The sequence below is a fragment of the Methylocella silvestris genome (assembly GCF_002891535.1).
Classification (GTDB): Bacteria; Pseudomonadota; Alphaproteobacteria; order Rhizobiales; family Beijerinckiaceae; genus Methylocapsa; species Methylocapsa silvestris_A.
On the sequence record NZ_PDZR01000019.1, the window covers coordinates 18494 to 44848 of the forward strand.

Below are 26355 nucleotides of genomic sequence, written 5' to 3' on the forward strand. Positions count from 1 at the left end.
GGTCAGCCCTTCTTCTTGCTTTTGTGACGCGAGGTCACGATGAATTTCGTGGTGGACTTGTTCGAGCGCGTCTTCTTGCCCTTGGTCGGCTTGCCCCAGGGGGTCACCGGATGACGTCCGCCCGAGGTGCGGCCTTCGCCGCCGCCGTGCGGATGATCGACCGGGTTCATGGTGACGCCGCGGTTATGCGGACGCCGGCCAAGCCAGCGGCTGCGTCCGGCCTTGCCGATCGAGGCGTTCATGTGGTCGGGGTTCGACACCGCGCCGACCGTCGCGAAGCATTGCCCGTGAATCAGGCGCTGTTCACCGGAGTTGAGGCGAATGATGACATAGCCCTGATCGCGGCCGACCACCTGAGCGAAGGTTCCGGCCGAGCGTACCATGGCGCCGCCCTTGCCGATCTTCATCTCGATGTTATGCACGATCGTGCCGACCGGCATGCTGGCGAGCGGCATCGCATTGCCCGGCTTGACGTCGGCCTGTTGCGACGACACCACCTCGTCGCCAACGGACAGCCGCTGCGGTGCGATGATGTAGGACTGCTCGCCATCCTCATAACGGATCAGCGCGATGAAGGAGGTGCGATTGGGATCATATTCGATCCGCTCCACCTTCGCCGCAACATCGAGCTTGCGGCGTTTGAAATCGATGATGCGATAGGTCTGCTTGTGGCCGCCGCCGCGAAAACGCACGGTGATGCGGCCATTATTGTTGCGCCCGCCTGACGACGACTTGCCTTCGGTCAGCTGCTTGAGCGGCTTGCCCTTGTAAAGGTCGCTACGGTCGACGATCACGAGCTGGCGAAGGCTCGGCGTGACTGGGTTGAACGTCTTCAGCGCCATAGGCGTCTATCCTTAAGTCCTGAACTCTAAAGGCCGGTCGTGACGTCGATCTTGTGACCTTCGGCGAGGGTCACGACCGCCTTCTTCACATCCGACTGAACGCCGCGCGTTCCCTTGAACACTTTACGCTTGCCCTTGCGGATCAGCGTATTGACGCCGGTGACCTTGACCTCGAAGAGGCGTTCGACCGCGGCCTTGATCTCCGGCTTCGTCGCAGTGCGGCGCACCTTGAAGACGACCTGGTTGGACTCGGCTGCGAGCGTCGCCTTTTCGGTGATGACCGGCGCGATAATCACGTCGTAATGATGCGCGTCGAGCGCCAGTTTCGAGCTCATTTGAAGCGCGCCTCCAGAGCGTCGACCGCGGCTCTGGTCAAGACCAGCTTTTCGCGGCGAAGAATGTCATACACATTGATGCCCTGCACCGGCAGGACGTCGATCTGAGGAATATTGCGCGCGGCGAGCGCGAAATTCTGCTCAACCTCGGCTCCGTCGATGATGAGGGCGCTGAGCAGGCCGGCCTTGGCGAAGCTCGCCTTCAGCGCCTTCGTCTTGGCGTCGGAAGCGCTCGCCTCCGACCAGACGATGATCCCGCCGCCCTGAGCCTTGGCTGAAAGCGCATGCTTCAGTGCGAGGGCGCGCACTTTCTTCGGAAGATCATGCGCATGCGAGCGAACGACCGGACCGAAAGCGCGTCCGCCGCCGCGAAACTGCGGCACTCGCGCAGAGCCGTGACGGGCCGAACCCGTGCCCTTCTGCTTGTAGAGCTTCTTGCCGGTGCGGGCGATTTCCGCGCGGCCTTTGGTCTTGTGCGTTCCGGCGCGCCGCTTGGCGAGCTGATAGCGCACCATTCGGGCGATAAGATCCTGCCGCGGCTCAAGGCCGAAGATCGAATCGTCGAGGTCGATCGACCCGGCGTTGTCGCCGTCGAGGGAAGTAATGTCGATCTTCACGCTTGCGCTCCCGTATCCGATGCGGCGTCAGCCTCGGCCGGCGCCTCGGCGCTGTTGGCGAGACGATACTTGCCAGGCTGTGGCGCATCTTTTGGCAGCGCCCGCTTGATCGCGTCGCGAACCTGAATCCATCCGCCGGCGACGCCGGGGACGGCGCCCTCGACGAGGATCAGACCGCGCTCGATGTCGAGCTGGATCACCTTGAGATTAAGCGTGGTCACGCGCTCGGCGCCCATGTGGCCGGCCATCTTCTTGTTCTTGAACGTCTTGCCCGGATCCTGACGCCCGCCCGTCGAACCATGCGAACGATGCGACAGCGAGACGCCGTGGGTCGCGCGCAAGCCGCCGAAATTCCAGCGCTTCATCGGACCAGCGAAGCCCTTGCCGATGCTCGTTCCCGTGACGTCGACGAACTGGCCGACGACGAAATGATCGGCGGTGATCTCCGCCCCGACTGGAAGGAGATCGCTCTCCTCGACGCGAAACTCGGCGAGCTTCAGCTTCGGCTCGACTTCAGCGATTGCAAAGCGCCCGCGCTCGGCTTTCGAGACGTTCTTGACCTTGGCGCGGCCGATACCCAGCTGAAGAGCTGTGTAGCCGTTCCGCTCCTTGGTCCGATGCGCGACGACCTGACATCCGTCGAGCTTCAAGACCGTGACCGGCACATGCTCGCCGCCGTCGTTGAAGACGCGCGTCATGCCGAGCTTTTGTGCGATGACACCTGACCGCATGGTTTAATCCTCAAAATCCCAGACGCGGGGCGCGTAGCCCGCAAGCGACAAGGGTTCGTCTTTCCCTGACCAGCCGACCCGACCAGTTGGGCCTAGAGCTTGATCTCAACATCCACGCCGGCGGCGAGGTCCAGCTTCATCAAAGCGTCGACGGTTTGCGGCGTCGGATCTACGATGTCGAGAACGCGCTTATGCGTCCTGATCTCGAACTGCTCCCGCGACTTTTTATCGACGTGGGGCGAGCGGTTCACGGTGAACTTCTCGATCTTCGTCGGCAACGGGATAGGACCGCGAACATGCGCGCCGGTCCGCTTCGCCGTCGAGACGATCTCTTTCGTCGACGTGTCGAGAATCCGATGATCGAACGCCTTGAGGCGAATGCGGATATTCTGGCCGTTCATCTATGCAATCCCTGTCGGCCTGCGTCGGAGAACCCGTCTCGCCGGCTTCGTCTGTCCTTGCGCCTTCTAAAGGCCGGCGCGGCGCGCCGGCCTCGGCTGGCCGGGCACAGCCCGGCCGATCGCGTAAAGCGTTACTCGGTGATCGAAGCGACCACGCCCGCGCCGACGGTTCGGCCGCCTTCGCGGATCGCGAAACGCAGCTTCTCTTCCATCGCGATCGGGGCGATCAGCTCGACATCCATCGTCACATTGTCGCCGGGCATCACCATTTCCGTGCCTTCCGGCAGGGTCACGACGCCGGTCACATCCGTGGTGCGGAAGTAGAACTGCGGCCGGTAGTTGGTAAAGAAAGGCGTATGGCGACCACCTTCATCCTTCGTCAGGATGTAGGCTTCAGCCTTGAACTTGGTGTGCGGCTTCACGGAGCCGGGCTTGCAAAGCACCTGGCCGCGCTCGACGTCTTCGCGCTTCGTGCCGCGCAGCAGGGCGCCGATGTTATCGCCGGCCTGACCCTGATCGAGCAGCTTGCGGAACATTTCAACGCCGGTGACGACCGTCTTGACGGTTGGCTTCAAGCCAACGATCTCGATTTCCTCGCCAACCTTGACGATGCCGCGTTCGACGCGGCCGGTGACGACCGTGCCGCGGCCGGAGATCGAGAATACGTCTTCGACCGGCATCAGGAATGGCAGATCGATCGGACGCTCGGGCTGCGGAATGTAAGCGTCGACGGTTTCCATCAACGCCAGCACGGCGTCGTGGCCAATCGCGGGCTGCTTGCCTTCGAGGGCGCAAAGAGCCGACCCCTTGGTGATCGGAATATCGTCGCCGGGGAAGTCGTATTTCGACAGAAGCTCGCGGACCTCGAGCTCGACGAGCTCAAGCAGCTCCTCGTCGTCGACCATGTCCACCTTGTTCATGAACACGACGAGCGCCGGCACGCCGACCTGACGGGCGAGCAGAATGTGCTCGCGGGTCTGCGGCATCGGGCCGTCGGCCGCCGAGACGACCAGGATCGCGCCGTCCATCTGCGCGGCGCCGGTGATCATGTTCTTCACATAGTCGGCGTGGCCGGGGCAGTCGACATGCGCGTAATGGCGGTTCTTGGTTTCGTATTCGACGTGAGCGGTCGAGATCGTAATGCCGCGGGCCTTCTCTTCCGGGGCCTTGTCGATCTGATCATAGGCCGTGTAGGTCGCCCCGCCGGTTTCAGCGAGAACCTTGGTGATTGCAGCCGTCAGCGAGGTCTTGCCGTGATCGACATGACCAATCGTGCCGATGTTGCAATGCGGCTTGTTCCGCTGAAATTTTTCCTTGCCCATCTTGTGGCTCCTCTAGAACGCTTTGCGCTTCAACCGCGGCTCAGGCGTATTTCGCTTGGACCTTCGCGGCTTCGCCCGCGGGGACCTGTTCATAGTGATCGAATTGCATGGTGTAGTTGGCCCGGCCCTGACTGAAGGACCGGAGCTGATTGACGTAGCCGAACATGTTGGCGAGCGGCACCATCGCGTTGATGACGACCGCATTGCCGCGCATGTCCTGCCCCTGCACCTGGCCGCGCCGGCCGAGCAGATCGCCCATGACCGAACCAGTGTAGTCTTCGGGCGTCGTGACTTCGACTTTCATGATCGGCTCGAGCAACACCGAGCCGCCCTTCTGCAGCGCTTCACGAAATGCGGCGCGAGACGCAATTTCGAAGGCGAGCACGGAAGAGTCGACGTCGTGGAAGCCGCCGTCGAGCAAGGTCGCCTTGACGTCAACCACCGGGAAGCCGGCGAGAATACCGGACCCCATGACGCTGTTGATGCCCTTTTCGACGCCAGGAATGAATTCCTTCGGCACCGAACCGCCGACGATCTTCGATTCAAACAGGTTTCCGGCGCCCGCTTCGTTCGGCTCGAAGTCGATGATGACGCGAGCGAACTGGCCGGTGCCGCCGGTCTGCTTCTTATGCGTGTAGTCGATGTGTACTTTCTTCGTCAGTCGCTCGCGATAGGCGACCTGCGGCGCGCCGATATTGGCGTCGACCTTGTAGGTGCGGCGAAGAATATCGACCTTGATGTCGAGATGCAGTTCGCCCATGCCCTTCAGGATGGTCTGGCCGGACTCCTGATCGGTGGAGACGCGGAACGACGGATCCTCGGCCGCGAGCTTGGCCAGCGCCAGACCAAGCTTCTCCTGATCGGCCTTCGACTTCGGCTCGATGGCGATCTCGATCACGGGCTCCGGAAACTCCATCCGTTCCAGAATGACCGGCTTGTTCATGTCGCAGAGCGTGTCGCCGGTGCGGGTGTCCTTGAGTCCGGCAAGCGCGACAATGTCGCCGGAATAGGCTTCCTTGACGTCTTCGCGGTTGTTGGCGTGCATCAGCAACATGCGGCCGATGCGCTCTTTCTTGTCTTTGGTCGAATTCATGACGGTCGTGCCGGATTCGACATGGCCGGAGTAGACGCGCGCGAAGGTCAGCGTGCCGACGAAGGGATCGTCCATGATCTTGAAGGCGAGCATGGAGAAGGGATCTTCGTCGCGCGGCATGCGCAGCACTTCCTCGCCCGTGTCGACGTCGACGCCCTTGATCGCCTCGCGATCGATCGGCGAGGGCAGATAGTCGACAACTGCGTCGAGCAGAGGCTGCACGCCTTTGTTCTTGAAGGCGGAGCCGCAAAGGATCGGAATGAACGTGATGTAGCGGACGGCCTTGCGGATGAGGCGCTTCAGCGTCTCTTCGTCCGGCTCGACGCCGTCGAGATAAGCCGCCATCACATCGTCGTCGAGCTCGACCGCCGTCTCGATCAGGATGTGGCGGTATTCCTCGGCCTTCGCCAGAAGCTCAGCCGGAATCTCGGCGTCATTATATTTCGCGCCCAGCGCCTCGTCCTGCCAGACGACCGCTTTCATCCTAACGAGGTCGATAATGCCCTTGAAATCGGACTCGGAGCCGATCGGAAGCTGGATGCAGACCGGGCGGCCGCCGACCTTGGTCTTGATTTCGTCGACGCAGCGATAGAAATCGGCGCCGATCTTGTCCATCTTGTTGACGAACACGATACGCGGAACGTGATATTTGTCGGCCTGACGCCATACGGTTTCGGTCTGCGGCTCGACGCCCTGGTTGCCATCGAGGACGCATACGGCGCCGTCGAGCACGCGCAGCGAACGCTCGACTTCAATCGTGAAGTCGACGTGGCCGGGGGTGTCGATGATGTTCAACCGCTTGCCGTTCCAGAAGGTGGTCGTCGCAGCCGAGGTGATCGTGATGCCGCGCTCCTGCTCCTGCTCCATCCAATCCATGGTGGCGGCGCCGTCGTGCACTTCGCCAATCTTATGCGACTTGCCGGAATAATAGAGGATACGCTCCGTCGTCGTCGTCTTGCCCGCATCAATGTGGGCCATGATGCCGAAGTTACGGTAGTCCTCGATGTTATGACTGCGCGGCATAGTCCATTCCCTTCAGAAGAAGGCTAATTCTCTTACCAGCGATAATGCGAGAAGGCGCGGTTGGCTTCCGCCATCCGGTGCGTGTCTTCGCGCTTCTTGACGGCGTTGCCGCGATTATTGGCGGCGTCCATCAGTTCGGCCGACAAACGGTCGACCATGGTCTTGTCGTTGCGGCCGCGGGCGGCCGTGATGATCCAGCGGATGGCCAGCGCCTGACGGCGCTCCATGCGGACCTCGACCGGCACCTGATAGGTGGCGCCGCCGACGCGGCGCGAGCGCACTTCGATCGCCGGAGCGACATTCTCGAGCGCCTGCTTGAAAACGCCGAGCGGCTCGCCGCGGGTCTTCTGCTCGATGATGTCGAAGGCGTCATAGACGATCGCCTCGGCGACCGACTTCTTGCCGTCATACATGATCGAGTTCATGAACTTCGTGAGAATGACGTCCCCGAATTTTGCGTCGGGGATGACTTCCCGCTTTTCGGCGCTGTGGCGGCGAGACATGTCGTAGGCTCCGATAAACGTCTATTTCAGCATGCCGGCTGCTTCGCCGGCCGTCGTCAAAGCGGCGAATTACTTCGGCCGCTTCGCGCCATATTTCGAACGGCGCTGCTTGCGGTTCTTGACGCCCTGGGTGTCGAGAACGCCGCGCAGGATATGGTAGCGCACGCCGGGCAGATCCTTGACGCGGCCGCCGCGGATCATCACCACCGAATGCTCCTGCAGATTATGGCCCTCGCCCGGGATATAGCCGATGACCTCGAAGCCATTGGTGAGACGCACCTTGGCGACTTTACGCAGAGCCGAGTTCGGCTTCTTCGGGGTCGTCGTATAGACTCTCGTGCAGACGCCGCGCTTCTGCGGCGACGCGCCGAGATGGCGGGCCTTTTCACGGTAGGTTTTTTCCTGCCGCGGCTTGCGGATCAACTGACTGATCGTCGGCATGCTTCAAGTCTTCCCGAACAAATGAGGGCGGACGGCGCCGCCCCGCGAGGAGCCACGCTATTCGCCTGAATTTCCGGCCCGCCCGCCGGCTGGCGCGCAAAAACGCGAAAAAGTCAGCGCCAAGAGCCGGTTTCGGCCTTCGACGCTGGGTGCGCGCAGAGGACCATGGCGAAACCACGGTCTTGCTTCTAAAGACCCACGGCGCGAGCCATGGATCGTTTTGGACATTTCAGTCGCTAGATCCGGCAGCGTTTAGGTTTCGAAAGGTTCCGGACGCGACGTCCCGAACACAAAAACCTACTGCCTGCCTGAGGTGGGCGGAACTTAGAGAGGACAGACTTGCCCGTCAACCCCTGATGCGAGGAAAATCATGGGTGCGACACCGGCTAATCGGCGTTTGGTCTTTGCAGCGCCGGTTTTTCGATCCGCGTGATCCCGCCCATATAGGGCGCAAGCGCGTCGGGGACAACAATAGAGCCATCCTCCGTCTGGTAATTCTCAAGAACAGCCACCAGGGCGCGCCCGACGGCGACGCCCGAACCATTCAGCGTATGGACGAATCGCGTGTTCTTGGCCCCGTCTGGCCGATAGCGGGCGTTCATCCGCCGCGCCTGGAAATCGCCGCAGACCGAGACGGAGGAAATTTCGCGATAGCGGTCCTGCCCCGGCAGCCAGACCTCGATGTCATAGGTTTTCTGTGAGGCGAAGCCCATGTCGCCAGTGCAGAGGGTGACGACGCGATAAGGCACCTTCAGGCGCTTCAGCACCTCCTCGGCGCAGCCGAGCATGCGCTCATGCTCGGCGAGCGCCTGTTCGGGCGTTGTGATCGAGACAAGTTCGACCTTGGTGAACTGATGCTGGCGAATCATGCCCCGCGTGTCGCGCCCGGCCGAGCCGGCTTCGGCGCGAAAACATGGGGTCGAGGCGGTAAAGCGAAGCGGCAGCAGCTTTTCGTCGAGAATCGATTCGCGCACGAGATTGGTGAGCGGGACCTCGGCGGTGGGGATGAGCCAGCGTCTCAGATCGCGCATCGCCTCAGTCGCGCGGAGCGCGATGTTCTGCGTCTCGCCTTTTGCGCTTTCGTCGAAAGCGGTCTTCTGTGCTTCCTCAAGTTCGCCTTGCGTCGTCACAAGAAACTGATCGTCCAAAAACTTTGGCAGCTGCGCCGTGCCGAACATCGCCTCGTCGCGCACCAGAATCGGCGGATTGACCTCGGTATAGCCGTGCTCGCCGGTATGAAGATCAAGCATGAAGGCGGCAAGCGCCCGCTCCAGCCGCGCCAGCGGACCCTTGTTGACCACGAAGCGCGCCCCGGACAGCTTTGCCGCCGTCTCGAAATCCATCAGCCCCAAGGCCTCGCCAAGCTCGTAATGCTCGGCCGGATCGAACGAAAAGCGCGGCATCTCGCCAAAGACATGATGCTCGCGATTGTCGTTCTCGTCGCGGCCGAAAGGAACTTCTTCAAGCGGCAGATTAGGAATTTCGGATAACGCCTTGTCGAGCGCCGCCCCAGCCGCGCGTTCGGCGGCTTCGAGCTCTGGCAGGTCGCGCTTCAAGGCGGCTACCTCCGCCATGAGCGACTCCGCGGTCGCCTGGTCCTTGGCGGCCATCGCCCGACCGATTTCCTTGGAGGCGGCGTTGCGGCGCTCCTGCGCACTCTGCGATTTGCCGATGGCGGCGCGACGTATATCGTCAAGCTCAAGCAACTGCGCAGCCAAGGGCGCCAGCCCGCGCCGCTTGCGGCCCTGATCGAATAACTCAGGATTATCGCGAATCCATTTGATATCGTACATAAATTAATTCCGTTGTGGCGCCGCTCCTCTTCCTGAGGAGCGGGGCAAAGACCGCGTCTCGTCCTCCGGCAAGTTCAGGAGACGAGGCGAACGGGTTCTGAACTTTCCTTGTTCGAGCCGAGCTCCCCGAGCTTATTTCACCTTGAAGGCAGGATTTCCCTAGCTCTCCGGCGTCTGCCCGGCCTCTCGCTCCGCGACCTGCTTCTTCTGGATGAGACCCACAGCCAGGATCGAAAGCTCGTAGAGAAGCAGCGCAGGCGCGGCAAGCGCGAGCATCGAAAAAATATCCGGCGGCGTCAGGATCGCCGATATGACGAAGACCAGCACGATGGCGTAGCGGCGCTTGTCGCGCAAAAAGGCCTGATCGACGATGCCGACCTGTCCAAGCAAGGTGATGACGACCGGAAGCTGAAAGGTGACGCCAAAGGCGAAGATCAAGGTCATGATCAGCGAGAGATATTCGCTGACGCGCGGCAAAAGCTCGATCTGCGCCCTGCCCGGCTCCTTCGCCTGCTGCATCCCGATGAAGAAGTGCAGCAGGTTCGGCATCACAATGTAAAAGACGATGATCGCGCCAAAAGCAAAAAAGATCGGCGTCGCCAGAAGATAGGGGGCGAAGGCGCGGCGCTCGTGCTTGTAAAGCCCCGGCGCGACAAAGGCGTAGAGCTGGGAGAACACAATCGGGCAGGACAAAAACGCCGCCGTGAAGAGCGCGACCCTGATCTGTGTGAAAAAATACTCCTGCGGAGCCGTATAGATCAGCGTCGCCTCGGCGCCCGCGACGCGCTGATAGGGCTCAAGCAGCACGTTATAAATGTCTTTGGCGAAGACGAAGGCGATGATGAACATGACGAGGAAGGCGACAAGCGCCTTTATCAGCCGCGAGCGCAGCTCAATCAAATGGTCGAGAAGCGGAGCTTTCGTCGCCTCGATGTCGGCGTCGGTCATAGGCGCTGAAGTCCCGGGCGGAATTTTTTACAGCTTTGCCGAGCGCGCCGCGAGGGCGCGACCGGGCAGCCAGCCTTAAGCTTGGTCATTTGGCGCCGGCTCCCTGGACGAGACCGGATCGTGAGGCAAAGGCTGCGCGGACGCGGCCACAGGCGCCGGGGCTGCGATCTCGGCCTTGAGCGCATCGGCAAGCGCCCGCATCTCGGCGTCGAGCCCTTCGCCGGGGCGCGGCGGCGCAACGCCGGCCGCCTCGCTCTGCAGCTCGCCCGTCGGCAGATTGCTGTCCGGCTCCGCTTCGCCCAGCACGCCAAGGGACTCGGCCGCCGCCGAGGCGATCGCCGCAGGTTCGGGCGCGGCAAGATCGGTTGCACGCGGCCCGGCGAGCGCCGGGGCGGCGGCCTGTTTATCGATTGCGCCTTTCAGTTCATTGCGAATGTCGGCAAGCGGGTCGAAAGGCGCGTCGAGCTGCGCGCTTTTGGCGAACTTTTCAACTTCCGCCCTGGCGTCCGCGACGTCCGCTTCGCGCATCGCCTCCATGAACTGGCCCTGAAACTCGCCCGCCATGCGCCGCATCTTGCCAACGGCCTGACCGAGCTGGCGCAAGACGCGCGGCAGATCCTTGGGGCCGATGACGATCAGGGCCACAATGGCGATGATGATGAGTTTGCCGGCGTCGAAATCGAACATGCGGGAGGTTTGCTCACCTAAATTCCCGCGCCGAAGCGCGGCGCTCCTGCGCCGGAACCGACTGCTGCTTCACGTCAGCATCCCCGCCGGGATGTTTGCGGCCAGGATTCAGCCGACCTTGCGGGCGTCCGGCGTCTTGAGCGGCTCGCCGGCGGCCTGATGGTCGAGGCTGCGCAGCGACGGCTCGCCGGCAGGCTTGGCCTCGGCCTTCTCCTCATCCTCCGAAAGACCCTTCTTGAAGGATTTGATGCCCTTGGCGACATCGCCCATTATGTCGGAGATTTTGCCCTTGCCTCCGAAAACGAGCAATACCACCGCGCCAACGATAAGCCAGTGCCAGATCGAAAGACTTCCCACGGCGAACCTCTGCTTCAAGCCTGACGGCGCATGATTTCTGCGCGGAACTTATGCCTCTCGACCTCTAAAAACAAGCAAAGCCGCATTATTTAAAGTGAGGCGCGAACCGCCGGCGCCGCGCTTTAGAATCAAATTCCCCTCCTTTTGGCGAAATCGGAAAAATCTGCTTGGCCTCCAGCTCTATCTTCAAGGCCGCGGCTTTCGCCTGCGCCTTTCTCCTCTGCGCAATCCGTCTTGCCGGAGCGGCGGCGGACAGTCCGTTCGGATCATGGCTGGCGGAGGACATAAGAGGCGCCGGCGTGATCGCCGGGGTCCGGACGACCTTGGACATCCTGCCGTCCGGAGAGACATCCGGCTCCAGCGGATGCAACCGGTTCCACGGCGCCGCCAAAGTCGCCGGAGCCGAGATCGCCTTCGGCCCTCTGGCGTCGTCGCAGATGGGCTGCCCCGGCCCCGTCGGCGACCAGGAGCGGAAATTCTTCAAGGCGCTGGAGGACGTGCGGCAATGGACGCGCGACGAACAGCGCCGCCTGCTATCGCTGCGCGACGCTGACGGCCGCGAAATCCTCCGCCTGTCGGAGACAAAATAGGCGGGCTTCAGTCGGCGGCCGCTTGAGACGCGTCGGCCTCGACGGAAGCGGCGCGCCGCGTAAAAATGATGATCACCCGCAGCCCCTCGCCGGGCTTGGATTCGACCAACATCTGCGCCCCTGCGTTTTGCCGGAGCGAGCGGACGATCAATTCGCTGAGCTTGCCGGGCCTCGGCCATTCGACGCCATCCGGCAGGCCTTGCCCGTCATCGGCGATCTCGATACGGCAACCCGAAGCGTCAACGTGAAATTGCAGCGATATGGTGCCGCTCTCGCGCTTGGCAAAGGCGTATTTCAGCGCGTTGGTCATGAGTTCGTTGACGACAAGGCCGGTCGGCATGGCGACATTGACGGAGACGGGATAGGCGTCGACCTTTAGGTCGAGAGTGATGCCTTCTCGCGCGTGCGCCCGCATGACATGCGAGGCGATTTGACTGAGATAGGAGCCAAGGTCGACTTCCTGTCCAAGCTCGTCGTCGGCCATGGACCGGTAAAGCAGTTGCAGCGCCTCGATCCGGCCGGCGATCTTGTCGAAAGGATCGCGCGCCGCGCTATCGCCAGCGATCCGCGCCTCGTAGCGAATCAAGGCGGCGATCATCTGCAGATTATTGCGGACGCGGTGCTGAATTTCTTTCAGCGCCATGTCCTTGTCGCGCAGCTGGCTGGCAAGCGCCTCGCGCTCGCTCTCAAGCGCGGCGCGGTTAGGAGCGAAGGACGCGAGCCGAAATATGGCGGCGCCATCGTCATCTTCAATGATATTTGCATAAATATCGATAATCGCCGGCTCGGCCCCCGGCGGCCCGATCGAAAAGCAGCCAAGATAATCGCTGCCGCCGACGATGGCCTCGCCGAGGGCGACGTCCGATTCGACCATGCGCCCGTGCAGGGCGCTCCACTGCTGGCCTTCGAGTTCGCCTGGCGACTGGCCGGAGATTTTCTCGAACTCCGGATTGGCGTAGACAATGCGCTCCTGCCCGCGCATGTCGGAAGCGACGAGCGCGATCGGCGCCTGATCGAGAAAGCGCCTGAAATGCTCGCTGTCGAGCGCCCCGGCGAGCTGAGGCGTCGCCAGCAGCTGGTCGATCTGTTCCGGCTTTTCGTCGTCTGCCATGGCGGGCGGGGAAACCTTCGTGTTCTGGATACGGCGCGGGCAGCTTATCCCGATATCCATTTGAACATCCATCCCATAAAAAGAGCGGGGGCGAACGGGCAATTGCTGCTCCGCCGCAATCGATTATTTTCGCGCCTGCCACCCGAACACCCCGATCCGTCAAACAGAAGAGGCGCATGTGCCGCCAAACGCCAAGCCCGCCGCCATCACGCCTCCGGCTGGAGTTCTTCTCGATATCGACGGCGTCATTTGCGTTGGCGCCCACCCCATCCCTGGATCGGTCGAGGCGGTGCGCCGCCTGCGCGAGCGCAATATTCCGGTCCGATTCGTGACGAACACCACACGCCGCCCGCGCCGCCGCATCCTCGAGGATCTGCGCCGCCTGCCCCTCGAGATCGCAGACAGCGAGATTTTTACGCCCGCGCGCATCGCCTGCGATCTCCTCGCCGAGCGCGGCCTCGCGCCGCTGCTGATCGTGCATCCCGACCTTGGCGAAGATTTTTCAGGCCTGCCGCAACAGGGACCGACAGCCGTCGTCGTCGGCGACGCCGGCGAGGCGTTTTCGTATCAGGCGCTGAACGGCGCCTTCCGCGCGCTCGCGCATGGCGCCGAATTTTTTGCCCTCGCCAACAACCGGAACTTTCTCGACTCCGACGGCGACCTCAGCCTCGACGCGGGGCCTTTCGTCGCGGCGCTCGAATATGCCTCGGGCAAAAAACCGCTGGTGCTTGGCAAGCCCTCGCCCGCCTTCTTCAAGCTCGCGGTAGAAAGCATGGGGCTCGATATGGAAGATGTCGCAATGATCGGCGACGACGCCGAATCCGATGTCGGCGGCGCCATGGCGGCCGGGCTCAAGGGCGTTTTGGTGCGAACGGGCAAATATCGTCCTGGGCAGGAGGACCGTCTTGCCGCGCCGCCGACGTCGATCGAGGACGATTTATCCGCCGCCGTCGCAAAACTGTTCGGCTAGATGATGACGCCAATATCAAGGATCGCGCCCTTCGCCGGGCTGTTTTTTCTCGTTGCGGCCTCGCCTTCGCACGGCCAGACGCTTGTCAAATGCCCGGTCGAAGATCGCGACCCGGCGCAGATCGGGCAGGCGACGCAGGACGCTCCAAGCTGCGCGCAGGCCTATGAAATCATGAATGTCTGCCGGTCGAACACCAATGGCGACGCAAAAATCGCGCAGATCGTGGTGGACAAATGCGAGAAGATCTTCGTGCCCGCGCTCGATGAGCCGACATTCAAGGCCTATCACGCCGCGCGCGACTCCTGCGCCCGGCGTTTTTCTCAGCGCACGGATGCGGCTGGGACATCGTTCCAGTCGACCTGCGAGGCCGGCGTCGCCGTCGTCTTCGCGCATCGGGCCGAGCTTGCAGCGATGCGCGCGCTGCGCGATCCGAGGCAGCCGCGAACCCCTGCAGGCGCGCCCGCGCCCGAAGCGCCGCCGCTGGAGCCGCCACGGGGCGCGCCCTTCGGCGGCCTCGGGCCGAGGCCGTAGCGGTTTGCGTGCAATTGACGCCGCTCTGACAAACACCCCTCCGCTCGCATTGACACGAACCGTGCGGGGCGCCACCTTGCACCGCCCTCATAACGAAGCCGCTCGCCAAAGTCGGAGCGCGCGCGCTTGTGGGGGAAAAATGTCCAAATCTGCCGGTCTTACCAAAGGCGTCGCTTTCGCGGCGTCGCTCATGGCGTCCAGCTTTGCCTGCCCTTCTGGCGCTTCTGCGCAGTTCTACAATGGGCGCGAACCGCTGGTTCTCATGTCGCAAGGAAGCTTTTTCGTCGGCGGCGAAAACCGCGTGACGGATGCGGTCACTTCAGCCGCGCCCGGCGCCGGCACGATCACAATCAATCAGATGTATGTTCAATACATGTATCCGAAAGTGTCCGGGCCGTCGAAGACTCCGGTAATCATGATTCACGGATGTTGCCTCAGCGCAAAGTCATGGCAGGAGACGCCCGATGGCCGACAGGGCTGGGATGAATATTTCGTCCGCAACAAGCATGCCGTCTTTCTGCCGGATCAGGTTTCGCGCGGACGCTCCGGATTCGATCCGACGATCCTGAACGAGATCAAACTCGGGCTCAATGGGAAAACCGCCAAGGATATTCCTTTCATCCTCGCGATCGGCCACGAGGACGCCTACACATCATTCCGCTTTGGCGCGACTGTAGGCGTTCCCTATCCGGACGAAAAATTCCCGGTCAAATATGTGGGCGAGTTCTACAAGCAGATGATCCCGGACCTTAATGGCTTCCTCGGTCCCGACTTTCCGCCTACGCCAAATCCCACTTATAACAACCTCTCCGCTCTCGCTATCAAGGCGGGCGGCGCCGTGATCATCGGCCATTCGGAATCCGGGTTCTTCCCGCAAAACGCGGCGCTCGTCAGCACCGCCAACATCAAGGGAATGGTGTCCATCGAGCCGGGCGGATCATGCACCACCACAAACCCGAGCACGCTGCCGTTAACGCCGGCCCAGATCAAGATCCTCGCGACCATTCCGCAGCTGGTCATGTACGGCGATCATCTTGTGGGAAGCTGGGTCAATAGCTTCAACAATTGTCAGGCCTATGCGAAGGCGATCAAACAGGCCGGCGGCGACATCTCCTTCATTCATTTGCCTGACATCGGCATCCGCGGCAACAGCCATATGATGATGATCGACAAGAACAACCTCGACGTCGCGGATGTTGTGCTCGACTGGATCGACAAGCACGTCGACCGGCGCCGCGGACACTAGGCCTCGAATCAATGGGAACGGCGGCGCTCATCGCGCCGTCGTTTTCTCCCCATCACGCCTTCGCTTCGACAAAGCTCTCCAGCACCATCTTCCGTCCAGCCTTGTCGAAATCCACCGTCAGCTTGTTGCCGTCGACCGCGGCGACCGCGCCATAGCCGAATTTCTGGTGGAACACGCGCGCGCCTTTGGCAAAGGCCGATGACGCGCTGGACTTTGCGATCAGTTCGCCCTCGATCTGCATCGGCCCGCGCTGCGACGTTTTTCGCGCAAAACCGCCGCTGCTTGCCGCGCCGCTCTCGGCGCGCGTCTCTTCCGTGCGGCGCTGTGCGCGCTTCCAGCCGGGGGTGCCATAGGTAGAGCCGAAACTGTCCATATTGGCGAAGCGCGATTGCGCATAACCGCCATAGGCCGCGCCCGTCGCCGCCTCGACAACCTCAACATGATTGGGCGGAAGCTCATCGAGAAAGCGCGAGGGGATCGTCGTTTGCCACAGGCCATGGATGCGGCGGTTGGTGGCGAAATAGATTTTCGCGCGCCGCCTTGCGCGCGTGATCCCGACATAGGCGAGGCGGCGCTCCTCCTCGAGCCCCGCCCTGCCGGATTCATCGAGCGAGCGCTGGTGCGGAAACAGCCCTTCCTCCCAGCCGGGCAGAAAAACAGTTTCAAATTCCAGACCCTTGGCCGCGTGTAGAGTCATGATCGAGACGCGGGGGCCCGCGTCCTTGCTCTCAGCCTCCATCACCAGCGAAATATGCTCGAGGAAGGCGCCAAGGTCTGGAAACTCCTCCATGGCGCGGATCAGTTCTTTCAAGTTTTCGAGCCGGCCCGCCGCCTCGGCGGTGCGGTCCTTGCGCCACATGTCGGTGTAGCCGGATTCCTCCAGAATCATTTCGGTGAGTTCGCCATGCGGCTTGTCGCCGATGAGCGAAGCCCAGCGCGAAAAATTCGCCAGAAGATCGCGCAGGGCCTGGCGCTGCTTTGGCTTGATCTCGTCGGTCTCGATCATGAAGCGCGCCGCCTCCATCAGCGGGATACGCTGCCGCCGGCCATAGTCGTGCAGCTGTTGCAGCGTGCTCTCGCCAAGGCCGCGCCGCGGCGTGTTGTAGATGCGCTCGAAGGCGAGATCGTCGGCGGGCTGGGCGACGCAGCGCAGATAGGCGAGCGCGTCGCGAATTTCGGCGCGCTCGTAAAAGCGCGGACCGCCGATGACGCGATAGGGCAGTCCGAGCGTGATGAAGCGCTCCTCGAATTCGCGCATCTGGAACGAGGCGCGCACGAGGATCGCGACCTCGTCATAAGCGTGACCCTTCCGCGCCAGCTGCTCGATCTCCTCGCCGATGCCGCGCGCTTCTTCTTCCGAATCCCACACGCCGGAAACGGTCGGCATCAGCCCGGCTTCGTCGTCGGTGAACAGCGTCTTGCCGAGCCGCCCCTGATTATGGGCGATGAGGCCCGCGGCGACGGCGAGGATATGGCCGGTCGAGCGGTAATTGCGTTCGAGCCGGATCACCTTCGCGCCGGGAAAATCGCTCTCGAACCGCAAAATATTGTCGACCTCGGCGCCGCGCCAGCCATAGATCGACTGGTCGTCGTCGCCGACGCAGCAGACGTTGTGCCGGCCCTGCGCCAGCAGCCGCAGCCAGAGATACTGGACGGTATTGGTATCCTGATATTCGTCCACGAGCATATATTTGAAGCGGTCCTGATACTGCTTCAGGACGTCGGGGTTTTCCTTGAAGAGCCGCAGGGTTTCGAGCAGCAGATCGCCGAAATCGGCGGCGTTGAGAATTTTCAGACGCTCCTGATAGAGCGCATAGAGCCGGCCGCCCTTGCCATTGGCGAAAGCGGCCGCCTCGCCGGCCGGAACATGGGCTGGATCGAGGCCGCGATTTTTCCAGGCGTCGATCTGATAGGCGAGCGCGCGCGCCGGCCAGCGCTTGTCGTCGACGTCTTCGGCTTTCAGCACCTGCTTCATGAGACGAATCTGATCGTCCGTGTCGAGAATGGTAAAGCTTGACTTCAGCCCGACGAGTTCGGCGTGGCGGCGCAGGATCTTGGTCGAAATGGCGTGGAAGGTGCCGAGCCAGGGCATGCCTTCGCCGACAGGGCCGGCCAGAAGGGCGACGCGCTCGCGCATCTCCCGCGCCGCCTTGTTGGTGAAGGTCACGGCGAGAATTTCACGCGCGCGCGCCCGGCCCTCGGCGAGAATATGGGCGATGCGCGTCGTCAGCACGCGCGTCTTGCCCGTGCCGGCGCCGGCCAGCACGAGAACCGGCCCGTCGATCGCCTCGACGGCGGCGCGCTGCTCAGGGTTCAGACCGTCGAGATAACGCCGTCCGCCCGCCGCCGCGCGAGCGCGCGCGGCGATGCCGCCGGGCTGCGGCGCTGGCGCATCGGTTTCGGAGAGCGAAAAAGGATCGGTCAAATTTTGCGGCTCCGAGGCGTTGAGGCGTTCGCGCGGCGCGCGGCGCGCCCCGAATCATTTCAGCTTGTCGCGTTAACTTATATCGCGCCGCCTCAAGAGCATAAGGCGGGACGCTGCCCAAGCCCGCAGTCCTGCTTACCTCCCAATGTGGGGGCTGAGGCTTCCCCTGTCGAGGCGAGGATGGCTGGAGCCCCCGCATTGGCTTTCTTGACCCGGGTCGATGCGCTGAATTTGGATGAGACGCGGCCCGTCTTTGCCTATATCGGACAGGATCAATCCGGTTCCCGAACGACGAGACCGATTTGCGCGATAGCCTGACCGTCTTCGCCGTAGGCGTCATCCTTGTCCTCACCGCGGCGCTCGTCGGCCCCTATCTCGTCGACTGGAGCGCGGAGCGCGGCTTGATCCAATCAAGGCTTAGCGCGGCGATCGGGCGTCAGACAGAAATTGCCGGTCCAATCGACCTGAAGCTGCTGCCGACCCCCTATTTTGTCGTCGGGGATATATCCGTCAAAGGCCCCGACGGCCCCGCCTCCTGGCGCGCTTCCGCGCGCAAAATGCGGCTCGAAATCGCTTTTGCGCCCTTGCTGCGCGGCGAGGTGGAATTCGTCGAGGCGGCAATCGAGAACCCAAGGCTCGAAGTCACACTTGGCCCAGATGGAACGCCGCCGCTCACGCTAAAGGACAGCCCTTTGGCCCGAAACGTGCGGTTTCAGCGGATCAAGGCGACGGGTGGCTCGCTTCTCATCGACGATCCAACGCGAAACCGTCGTTTTGAGCTCGCTGGCCTTGATCTTGAAGCGGAAGCCGGATCGCTTTACGGCCCCTTCAAAGGCCATGGCTCGGCGCCTCTCGCGGACGGTCGGTTTTCCTTTCAGTTTCTGACCGGCGCGGCGGAAGCCGGCGAGATGAAGCTGAAGCTTTCGGCGGAGGCGCGGTCCCGCGGCGCACTGTCCTTCGACGGGAGCCTGGTTTTCAGGTCAGAGGCGCAAAAGCTCGCCGGGGCGCTGCGGCTGCAAAGCGCAGACCCCTCCTTGCGGATCCTCAGCCTGCTGACCTTGACGCCGCAACGCGCGACTTTCGACGAGATCGAAGCGACGCTCGGCGAGGAGCCCCGCACGACGACGGGGAAGGGCGCGGCAGAACTCGATTTTTCAGCCGCGCCGAGGGCGAGCCTGACATTGTCGTCCGAGCAGATCGACCTTGATCTTCTATTCGACGGCCGGCCTGCGGCTGCGCTGACGGCGTTTTCGCCGCCCCCCTGCCCGCTCGTCGTGAGCTACAAAGCAAAGGCCCTGTCCTGGGGCGGCGCCGGCTTCGCCGACATCGCCGCGGACATTGTGTTTGGCAAGCAGCCTGAGGCGCCTGGCCCGACTGCAGGCGCCTGGCTGCGCCTCGAGGCGCGCGGACCGAAAAGCTCCCGCCTCTACATCGATGGCGCGGCGCGTTTCGGCGCGGCGCCTGAATTCGACGGCAAATTCAGCGCCGCCGCCGAGGATGCGGGCTGGCTGAAGCCCTGGTTCGGGCGGGCTTTTGGCGCGCAAGCGGCGGCGCCATGGCCGATGGACGGGGGTTTCGGCGACATCCCTTTTTCTGCAATCGATCTCAGCGCTGCGACACGAGTTACATCGCAGAAGATTGAATTGCGTGATCTCGACCTTACGCTCGATGGCGCGCATCTTTCGGGTAAATTGTCTTATTGGCCGAGGCTCGCCGCAAAGCCGGCGCGCATTGATGCCGATCTTTCCACACGCTCCCTTGATCTCGCTGCGCTCGTCAACAATGCCGGCGGCGCACCGGCGCGCGCGCTGGGCGACCTCGACGGATCGCTGACATTCGAGGCCGACGCCGTGCGTTTCGGCGCCTTTGCTCCGCCCGGCGCGCTTGGTCTGTCGATCAACAAGACGGGCGATCGCATTGAGCTCGATCAATTGACTTTCGAGGGACCAGACGGAGCAATAGCCGCAGCAAGCGGCCTGCTGTCCAGTCAGAGCGCGCGTATCAACGCCGTGCTGAGCGCGCCGCGCGGATTTGGCATTACGGCAGCCCTGGCGAAAATTGCTCCCGGGGCCGCGACCAACGCTCTGCTGTCGCGCGCGGACGCGCTGACGCCGATCGATCTCAAGCTGTTCGCTGAAGCGGCGCAGCGGCAATCGGCTTTCGGCTTGAAGACGCTCACCGCGAAAGGCTCCATCGGCGGCGCGACAATCGACGCGACAATCGACGGCGATCCGGACAAGGGCGAGGAACTCAGTCTCTCTGCCGTGCTTGACGCCCGCGACAGCCTTCCGCTCATGCGTCTTGCCGGCCTTGCCGCCACCGCGACGGATAATCCCGGCCGCGCCCATATCGAGCTCAAGGCACGCGGCGCGCCGCGTGAGGCGACGCAGGCCGCGGTGATTTCGGCGGCGCTCGGACCAGCGAGGCTGAGCTTCGACGGGCGCATTGGAGCCGATCTTTTCGACCCTTCCGCGAGAGGCGCCATTTCCTTCACGGCGCCCGACGCTGCGCCTTTTTTGCGGGCGGCAGGCCTCGTTTTTCCGGATTTTGCCGCAAAGACGCCGGCCGCCGTCTCGGGCGATCTCATGCTGACGGCGGGCGAGGCGAAACTCGAGAGCCTCAAGGCCAATATCGCCGGGCCGTCCTTTGCCGGTTCGCTTGCCTATGACGCCAAAGCGCAACCGCGACTCAGCGGCGAACTCGCGGCGGACAGGCTGCCCGCGGCGGCGCTATTTGCCCTCGTGCTCGGACCGCCCGAACCCGCCAAGGGCGGCGCGCTCTGGTCAAGCCTCGCTTTCGCGCCCCCGGCTTTTGATCTCCCGACCGCACGCATCGCGCTGACGGCGCGGGAAGCTCCACTCGGCGCGCCGCTCGCGCCCGGCGCCGGCCTTGGCAAAAATCTCAAAGCCACCTTAGTCACGTCGCAGGGCCGTCTCGACCTTGAAGACTTCACTCTCGATCTCGCCGGCGGGCAGGCGTCCGGCGATCTCAAACTGCGCCGATCAGGCGCCGAAGCCTCGCTCGCAATGCGGCTCGATCTGAAAAATGTAGCGCTTGATCTCGCTTCAGCGCGCGGGCGCATCGACGCCTCGATCGAGGCGGCCGGAAGCGGCAGGAGCGCGGACGGGCTCGCTGGCGCTCTCGCGGGATCGGGCAAAGCCGCCCTCGCCGATCTTGTCATCCCCCGCATCGACCCCCGCGCCCTGCCCCGGATTATCGCCAAATTCGATGCGGATGGCCATGAGCTCGGCGCAAAGCAAATTGCGGCGGCGCTTGCGAGCGAATTGAGGGGCGGCAATTTACAAGCGGGCGACAGAGCTTTCGACATCGCCATCGCCTCCGGCGTGGTGACTCTTGCCTCAAAGCCGCCGCAACCCGATCAGGCCGGGCTAACCGCCGCCTTCGATCTGCGTCGCGCTTTGTTGACGCAACGCTTGACGCTCGTCGATCCGACGCCGCCGAAGGGATGGAGCGGCGCGCCGCCGCAGATCGTGGCGACGCTCAAGGAACTCTCTGGCGCTCCTTCGGTCGAAATCGACGCGGCCGCGCTAGCCAATGCGTTGGCGAACCGGGCGATCCAGCGCGAGATCGCGCGGATCGAGGCCTATGAATTCGACATCCACGAACGGGCGTTCTTCTATCAGCGGCTGCTGTCCGAGCGCCGCCGGCAGGCCGAGCGTGACAAGGCGGCGGCCGAAGCATCTGCGGCGCCAAAGCCTGCAGAGGCGGCGGCGCCTAATCCCAATTATTCGCCCGCTTCGGGCGAAAGCGCCGACTGAAGAATATAAACGCGGATTGCGGAAGACAGATTGGCGTTGCCGCGCGCGGCGTCGATCTCCGCGACGCAGGCGGCAAGCGAGGAGCCGCGTTCAGCGGCGATTCGCTTCAAACGCTCCCAGAAAGCGCGTTCGAGCGAAATGCTTGTTCGATGCCCGGCGATGGTCAAGGAATGTTTGACGTTGGAGCGCAGATCGTGCGGCCCCTCATCGAGCGGAGCGGCGCTCATCGCACGGCGGCGTCATCCGCCGAAACCGTCCCCTGGGCCCCGATCGATTGGCTGCACACCACCGTGCTCGAATCTACGCCATCGGATCGGATCGGCTCGACCGGAAGATGCTCAAGAAGATGCCCGTCGAGCCGCAGTTTCGCCTGGGCGCGCAGCCTTTCGGCGGCGCTCCGCACCGTCTTGGCGAGCCCTGCCCTGACGCGCGCATGCTCTGAGGCCTCAGCGGCGACCTCTCGCGCGCGTCTCTTCCGGAAAAGTCGCAGATTGACGATATTGGGCATCAGGTTTTCTTACGGAATTTATCGATCGAAACGATCTTGTCTTCGGCTGGGGAGCTGACGTTCATATCTTTCACGCCCTTTTCATCGGACTTGGCGCTTTGCAGAGACGCCTTCTCTGGCGGCGAAACCGTTGAAACATCTCCCTCGACGGGCGATCCGGCGTCATTGGCGCTCGTCTCTACCGCCTCATCCAGCTTGAACTCGAGATCGAAGCCTGCGGCGGGGTCGGAGAATCGGGTAATGGCGTCAAAAGGCACGAGCAGCATCTCGGGAACGTTCTTGAACGAAAGCCCGACTTCGAATGCGTGCTCCGACACAGACAGATCCCAGAATTGATGCTGCAGGATAATCGTCATCTCCTCGGGATAGAGTTCTCGCATACGCGCGGAGAGCCGCACGCCGCGCCCGCTGGTGCGGAAGGTGATGTAGAAATGATGCTCGCCGACCAGTCCTTCGCGCGCCATATCGGCGAGCACTTTGCGGACGACTCCGCGCAGCGCCTCCTGCACAAGAATATCATACCGGATCAGATCAGCGGCCATCGAACCCCCGGCATGATATCTTTTATCCTGAAAATTTTGGATTGAATCGATTCAAACTCGCGCATTTGCTCGATTCCGAGAGTCAGAAAAAGGAAGCGCTTCCGAAAAGCGTGCAGCTTTTCGGCGCCATGCTCCAGTGACGAACGCAAACGTGAGCATCTGCCTTAAACAAAAACGGGACAAAAGGAAAGTGGAGGCTTCTGTTGCCAGGCGCCTCCGAGCCCCGCCTTGAAGTGCTACCCCCAAGGACTTGATTTCGGTGCTAACGCCGCATTACGCGGCGACGGCGACCGGAGCATAGTTGTCATTGGCAACTATAAGAATAGCCCGATAACGGTGGTACAATGCCGGGCAAAAGACAGTCCTTTACACTCCCTGTCGAACCTGTTTCGCCCCCGCCGAAGCCCGCCGCAGAATCAAGGCAGACGGGCTTGGGTGGAGGCGCCGGGTACCGCCCCCGGGTCCAAAGAGCTTATTTCGACGTCGTTTATCGCCATAGCCGCTTGAGGCGGCAAATCGAATATAGAGCGAAACGCCCGATTTACAAAGCCTTCGGCGAGGATGGCGCGTTTTCCGCAAAGGACGGGCTTTTCCCCGCTAAGCACCGAAGGCGCCCCTGCCGCCTCGCTTGATGCGCCCGGCGCCCCCGGTTAGATCGTCCTATCCGCCGGGCGAATCCGCGACAAAGGATCGAACCATGCAGGCCTACCACGATCTCCTCGACAGGATCCTGCGCGAAGGCGTCCGTAAACCCGACCGCACCGGCACCGGCACGCTTTCGGTATTCGGCCATCAGCTGCGCTTCGACCTCAGCGCCGGCTTTCCGCTGGTGACGACGAAGAAGCTGCACTGGAAATCGATCGTGCATGAGCTGATCTGGTTCCTGCGCGGCGATACCAATATCGGCTATCTGAAGGACAATGGCGTCGGCATCTGGGACGAATGGGCCAACGACAACGGCGATCTCGGCCCAGTGTACGGCCGGCAATGGCGCTCCTGGCAGGCGCCGGACGGTCGCACGATCGATCAGATCGCCAATGTGATCGACCAGATCCAGCGCGATCCTTTTTCGCGCCGGCTCATCGTGTCGGCCTGGAATCCGGCGGACCTGCCGGCGATGGCGTTAGCGCCCTGCCATTGCCTGTTCCAGTTCAATGTGCGGGACGATTCCGCCGGAACGCGGCGGCTCGACCTGCAGCTCTACCAGCGCTCGGGCGACGCCTTCCTGGGCGCGCCCTTCAATATCGCCAGCTATGCGCTTCTGACCGAGCTCGTCGCCGCCGTCTGCGGCCTGGAGCCGGGCGATTTCGTGCACACTTTCGGCGACGCGCATCTCTATCTCAATCACATCGACCAGGCCAAGCTGCAGCTTTCGCGCGATCCCCGGCCGCTGCCCAGGCTGCGCATCAACGGAAACGTCAAATCGCTGTTCGATGTCCGTTTCGAGGATCTCCGGCTCGAGAATTACGATCCCCATCCGGCGATCAAGGCCCCTGTCGCGGTTTGACGCGGACGCGGCGTTTTCCGCCGGCGATGCGATGAGCTATAGGCTTGCCGCGACGGCTTCTTCCGCCGCGGACGAGGTCCATGACGCTTTCAACATCAACGCAGAGCGATCGGCACGACTCAACGCCCATTCCCGGCGCTGGCGCTTCGGTAGCATCCGGCATCCTGTGGATGCTGCTGACGACGCTTCTGTTCGTCTGCCAGGATTCGACCGCGCGCATTCTCGTCGCGCGCTATCCGGCGACGGAAGTTGCCTTCATGCGCTATTTCGTCCATTTCGCGCTTGTCGGCGCTTTTCTCGCCCTGCGCGCGCCGCGCTTGCTGCGGTCGCGCCGGCCCGTGCTTCAGCTCACGCGATCGAGCTTTCTGCTCGCCAATACGCTGTTTGGCATGATGGCCTTGAAGATCATGCCGTTCCTCGATTTTTCCGCGGTGGTCTGGGTCGCGCCCGTGCTCGTGACTGCGCTCTCGATCGTCGTTCTCCACGAGAAAGTCTCGTTGACAGGCTGGATCAGCGTGTTCATCGGTCTCGCCGGCGTCTGGATCATCGTCGTCGGCGCCGGGTTCGACGTCTCGGCACTGATGATTCTGCCTTTGATGGCCGCGCTGACCAATGCGCTTTATCAGATCGCCACGCGTTTCTTGCGCACGGCCGACGCGCCGCTGACGACGCTGTTTTACACGGCGATCGCCGGAACCGCGTTTTGCGCGCTGTTCCTGCCCTTCTCCGCGGTGCGGCCGGCGCCCGCCGATCTTGCTTTGATGACGCTGCTTGGCGTCCTCGGCGTGGCCAGCCATTTTTGCATAATTCGCGCCTTTGCCGCGGCGCCCGCCAATGTCATCGCCCCCTTCGGCTATACGGCGCTCCTCTGGGCGAGCCTGTTCAGCGTCGTGATTTTTGCGGAAATTCCGACGCTGCGGACGATCATCGGCTCCTGCCTCATCGTCGGGGCGGGCCTTGCGATCTTCTTCGGCCCCCGCGCCAAACGGAGCGTCTGACCTCATGACTGCTGAGAACGAACGCGCAAGAATCCGCCCCGCGAGAGCGGAGGACTGTGCACTGATTCTTTCCCTGGTCGCCGAGCTCGCCGACTATGAGCATCTCTCCGCCGAGATGCATGCCGGCGAGCAGGACATCTTCGCTGCGCTATTTGACGACACGCCGCGCGTTTTCGCCGCCGTCGCCGAATGGGATGGGGAAGCGGCCGGCTTCGCGCTCTGGTTCTACACTTTTTCAAGCTTTCGCGGCCGCCATGGCGTCTGGCTGGAAGATCTTTACGTGCGTCCCGCCTTTCGCGGCAAAGGCTGCGGCAAGGCGCTTCTCGCTCATGTCGCGCGGCTTTGCGTCGCGGAAAATCTCGGCCGTTTCGAATGGTCCGTGCTCGACTGGAACGAGCCGTCGATCCGTTTTTACAAATCCATGGGCGCTACAATCATGGATCAATGGCGCATCTGCCGCGTCGAGGAGGACGCGCTTTTGCGCCTCGGCGCCTGCATGCCAAAACCATGAGCGCCGCTCTCGCCCTCGTCGCGGCGCTCGGCGAAAATGGCGTCATCGGCGTCGGCGATCGCCTGCCTTTCCGGCTGCCGAGCGACCTCAAGCGATTCCGCGCGCTGACCTGGGGCAAGCCGCTTCTAATGGGGCGCAAGACATTCGTTTCGATCGGGCGCCCTTTGCCCGGGCGTGAGACGATCGTCGTGACCCGCGACAAAGGTTTTGCCGCGCCCGCGGGGGTGCATCTGGCTTTTAGCCCAGAAGACGCGCTGAGCCTTGCCATAACCCGCGCCGCGGCCATGGGCGCCGATGAGATCATTCTTGCCGGCGGCGGCGAACTCTATGCCGCGCTGCTGCCCCGCGTCGCGCGCATGTATCTGACGCTCGTCGAGGCCTCGCCGCCGGGCGACGCTTTGTTTCCCGCCGTCGATTGGACCGACTGGATCGAGACGGAGCGGCTTCGCCCCGAGCCGCAAGCGGGCGACGAAGCGAAATTCGCCTTCGTCCGCTTCGAGCGGAAGCTTAAATTTACGTAATGAAGCGGCGTTCGCCTCGGCTC

General features: G+C 62.8%; 27 protein-coding genes and 1 other RNA gene. 9 read left to right on the top strand and 19 right to left on the bottom strand.

Features of this window, described 5'->3' with window-relative positions; genetic code table 11:
• Positions 1 to 2: 2 nt before the first annotated feature.
• From rplB to CR492_RS15050, 13 genes are all read right to left on the bottom strand, one after another.
• Positions 3 to 842, bottom strand: coding sequence for a 50S ribosomal protein L2 (gene rplB, locus CR492_RS14990; protein ID WP_102844544.1), 840 nt, complete (start codon positions 840 to 842; stop codon positions 3 to 5).
• A 26-nt stretch (positions 843 to 868) separates the two neighbouring features.
• Positions 869 to 1165 (bottom strand): 50S ribosomal protein L23, encoded by a 297-nt coding sequence (locus tag CR492_RS14995; RefSeq protein WP_102844598.1) that lies wholly within the window; start codon positions 1163 to 1165, stop codon positions 869 to 871.
• 8 nt (positions 1166 to 1173) lie between these two features.
• Complete coding sequence (gene rplD / locus CR492_RS15000; RefSeq protein ID WP_102844545.1) at positions 1174 to 1794, bottom strand: 50S ribosomal protein L4; 621 nt, start codon at positions 1792 to 1794, stop codon at positions 1174 to 1176.
• Entirely contained in the window at positions 1791 to 2525 is a 735-nt protein-coding gene (gene rplC, locus CR492_RS15005; RefSeq protein ID WP_102844546.1) for a 50S ribosomal protein L3, read from the bottom strand. Before rplC ends, rplD begins: the two co-directional genes overlap by 4 nt.
• Before the next feature lie 92 nt (positions 2526 to 2617).
• Positions 2618 to 2926, bottom strand: coding sequence for a 30S ribosomal protein S10 (gene rpsJ, locus CR492_RS15010; RefSeq protein WP_012589623.1), 309 nt, complete (start codon positions 2924 to 2926; stop codon positions 2618 to 2620).
• Between the two features lie 131 nt (positions 2927 to 3057).
• Positions 3058 to 4248 carry an elongation factor Tu gene (gene tuf / locus CR492_RS15015; RefSeq protein ID WP_102844547.1) on the bottom strand — a complete coding sequence of 397 codons (1191 nt, stop codon included), beginning with the start codon at positions 4246 to 4248 and terminating at the stop codon, positions 3058 to 3060.
• Positions 4249 to 4288: 40 nt separating this feature from the next.
• The gene (fusA, locus tag CR492_RS15020) at positions 4289 to 6364 is read right to left on the bottom strand and encodes an elongation factor G (protein ID WP_102844548.1); all 2076 of its coding nucleotides are present in this window, start codon (positions 6362 to 6364) and stop codon (positions 4289 to 4291) included.
• A 32-nt stretch (positions 6365 to 6396) separates the two neighbouring features.
• A complete protein-coding gene (gene rpsG, locus CR492_RS15025) occupies positions 6397 to 6867 on the bottom strand; it encodes a 30S ribosomal protein S7 (RefSeq protein ID WP_102844549.1) in 471 nt (156 codons plus the stop codon).
• Positions 6868 to 6936: 69 nt separating this feature from the next.
• A complete protein-coding gene (gene rpsL, locus CR492_RS15030; RefSeq protein ID WP_012589627.1) occupies positions 6937 to 7308 on the bottom strand; it encodes a 30S ribosomal protein S12 in 372 nt (123 codons plus the stop codon).
• Between the two features lie 386 nt (positions 7309 to 7694).
• Entirely contained in the window at positions 7695 to 9101 is a 1407-nt protein-coding gene (serS, locus tag CR492_RS15035; protein ID WP_102844550.1) for a serine--tRNA ligase, read from the bottom strand.
• A gap of 159 nt (positions 9102 to 9260) precedes the next feature.
• A complete protein-coding gene (gene tatC / locus CR492_RS15040; protein ID WP_102844551.1) occupies positions 9261 to 10049 on the bottom strand; it encodes a twin-arginine translocase subunit TatC in 789 nt (262 codons plus the stop codon).
• 75 nt (positions 10050 to 10124) lie between these two features.
• Entirely contained in the window at positions 10125 to 10736 is a 612-nt protein-coding gene (gene tatB / locus CR492_RS15045) for a Sec-independent protein translocase protein TatB (protein ID WP_102844552.1), read from the bottom strand.
• A gap of 108 nt (positions 10737 to 10844) precedes the next feature.
• Positions 10845 to 11093, bottom strand: coding sequence for a twin-arginine translocase TatA/TatE family subunit (locus CR492_RS15050; RefSeq protein ID WP_102844599.1), 249 nt, complete (start codon positions 11091 to 11093; stop codon positions 10845 to 10847).
• A gap of 167 nt (positions 11094 to 11260) precedes the next feature.
• On the opposite strand from CR492_RS15050, the gene CR492_RS15055 reads away from it, so the two are divergent.
• Positions 11261 to 11683 (top strand): META domain-containing protein, encoded by a 423-nt coding sequence (locus CR492_RS15055; protein WP_245412098.1) that lies wholly within the window; start codon positions 11261 to 11263, stop codon positions 11681 to 11683.
• A gap of 7 nt (positions 11684 to 11690) precedes the next feature.
• Here CR492_RS15055 and CR492_RS15060 read toward each other — a convergent pair whose 3' ends face one another.
• The gene (locus CR492_RS15060; RefSeq protein WP_348626722.1) at positions 11691 to 12854 is read right to left on the bottom strand and encodes a sensor histidine kinase; all 1164 of its coding nucleotides are present in this window, start codon (positions 12852 to 12854) and stop codon (positions 11691 to 11693) included.
• A 118-nt stretch (positions 12855 to 12972) separates the two neighbouring features.
• On the opposite strand from CR492_RS15060, the gene CR492_RS15065 reads away from it, so the two are divergent.
• From CR492_RS15065 to CR492_RS15075, 3 genes are all read left to right on the top strand, one after another.
• On the top strand, positions 12973 to 13764 hold the full coding sequence (locus CR492_RS15065; RefSeq protein WP_245412099.1) for a TIGR01458 family HAD-type hydrolase: 792 nt from the start codon (positions 12973 to 12975) through the stop codon (positions 13762 to 13764).
• A gap of 3 nt (positions 13765 to 13767) precedes the next feature.
• A complete protein-coding gene (locus tag CR492_RS15070) occupies positions 13768 to 14295 on the top strand; it encodes a hypothetical protein (RefSeq protein WP_146030288.1) in 528 nt (175 codons plus the stop codon).
• 190 nt (positions 14296 to 14485) lie between these two features.
• Positions 14486 to 15541, top strand: coding sequence for a hypothetical protein (locus CR492_RS15075; RefSeq protein WP_245412100.1), 1056 nt, complete (start codon positions 14486 to 14488; stop codon positions 15539 to 15541).
• A gap of 52 nt (positions 15542 to 15593) precedes the next feature.
• Here the strand turns inward: CR492_RS15075 and CR492_RS15080 are convergent, their stop codons facing one another.
• On the bottom strand, positions 15594 to 17966 hold the full coding sequence (locus tag CR492_RS15080) for an ATP-dependent helicase (RefSeq protein ID WP_102844556.1): 2373 nt from the start codon (positions 17964 to 17966) through the stop codon (positions 15594 to 15596).
• A 302-nt stretch (positions 17967 to 18268) separates the two neighbouring features.
• On the opposite strand from CR492_RS15080, the gene CR492_RS15085 reads away from it, so the two are divergent.
• Positions 18269 to 21745, top strand: coding sequence for an AsmA family protein (locus CR492_RS15085; RefSeq protein ID WP_146030289.1), 3477 nt, complete (start codon positions 18269 to 18271; stop codon positions 21743 to 21745).
• Here CR492_RS15085 and CR492_RS15090 read toward each other — a convergent pair.
• From CR492_RS15090 to ssrA, 4 genes are all read right to left on the bottom strand, one after another.
• Positions 21712 to 21972: a ribbon-helix-helix domain-containing protein gene (locus CR492_RS15090; protein WP_102844558.1), complete on the bottom strand. Its 261-nt coding sequence runs from the start codon at positions 21970 to 21972 to the stop codon at positions 21712 to 21714. The genes CR492_RS15085 and CR492_RS15090 overlap by 34 nt on opposite strands.
• Positions 21969 to 22253: a DUF4169 family protein gene (locus CR492_RS15095; protein WP_102844559.1), complete on the bottom strand. Its 285-nt coding sequence runs from the start codon at positions 22251 to 22253 to the stop codon at positions 21969 to 21971. Before CR492_RS15095 ends, CR492_RS15090 begins: the two co-directional genes overlap by 4 nt.
• Complete coding sequence (locus CR492_RS15100; RefSeq protein WP_102844560.1) at positions 22253 to 22795, bottom strand: SspB family protein; 543 nt, start codon at positions 22793 to 22795, stop codon at positions 22253 to 22255. The genes CR492_RS15095 and CR492_RS15100 overlap by 1 nt, the downstream gene beginning before the upstream one ends.
• 189 nt (positions 22796 to 22984) lie before the next feature.
• Positions 22985 to 23347: a transfer-messenger RNA gene (ssrA, locus tag CR492_RS15105) on the bottom strand.
• Between the two features lie 145 nt (positions 23348 to 23492).
• Here ssrA and CR492_RS15110 point away from each other — a divergent pair.
• The 4 genes from CR492_RS15110 (at position 23493) to CR492_RS15125 (ending at position 26332) form a co-directional block, all read left to right on the top strand.
• A complete protein-coding gene (locus tag CR492_RS15110; protein WP_102844561.1) occupies positions 23493 to 24302 on the top strand; it encodes a thymidylate synthase in 810 nt (269 codons plus the stop codon).
• Between the two features lie 80 nt (positions 24303 to 24382).
• Positions 24383 to 25300 (top strand): DMT family transporter, encoded by a 918-nt coding sequence (locus CR492_RS15115; protein ID WP_102844562.1) that lies wholly within the window; start codon positions 24383 to 24385, stop codon positions 25298 to 25300.
• Between the two features lie 4 nt (positions 25301 to 25304).
• Positions 25305 to 25811: a GNAT family N-acetyltransferase gene (locus tag CR492_RS15120; RefSeq protein ID WP_102844563.1), complete on the top strand. Its 507-nt coding sequence runs from the start codon at positions 25305 to 25307 to the stop codon at positions 25809 to 25811.
• Positions 25808 to 26332 carry a dihydrofolate reductase gene (locus tag CR492_RS15125; RefSeq protein WP_102844564.1) on the top strand — a complete coding sequence of 175 codons (525 nt, stop codon included), beginning with the start codon at positions 25808 to 25810 and terminating at the stop codon, positions 26330 to 26332. The genes CR492_RS15120 and CR492_RS15125 overlap by 4 nt, the downstream gene beginning before the upstream one ends.
• Positions 26333 to 26355 lie beyond the last annotated feature (23 nt).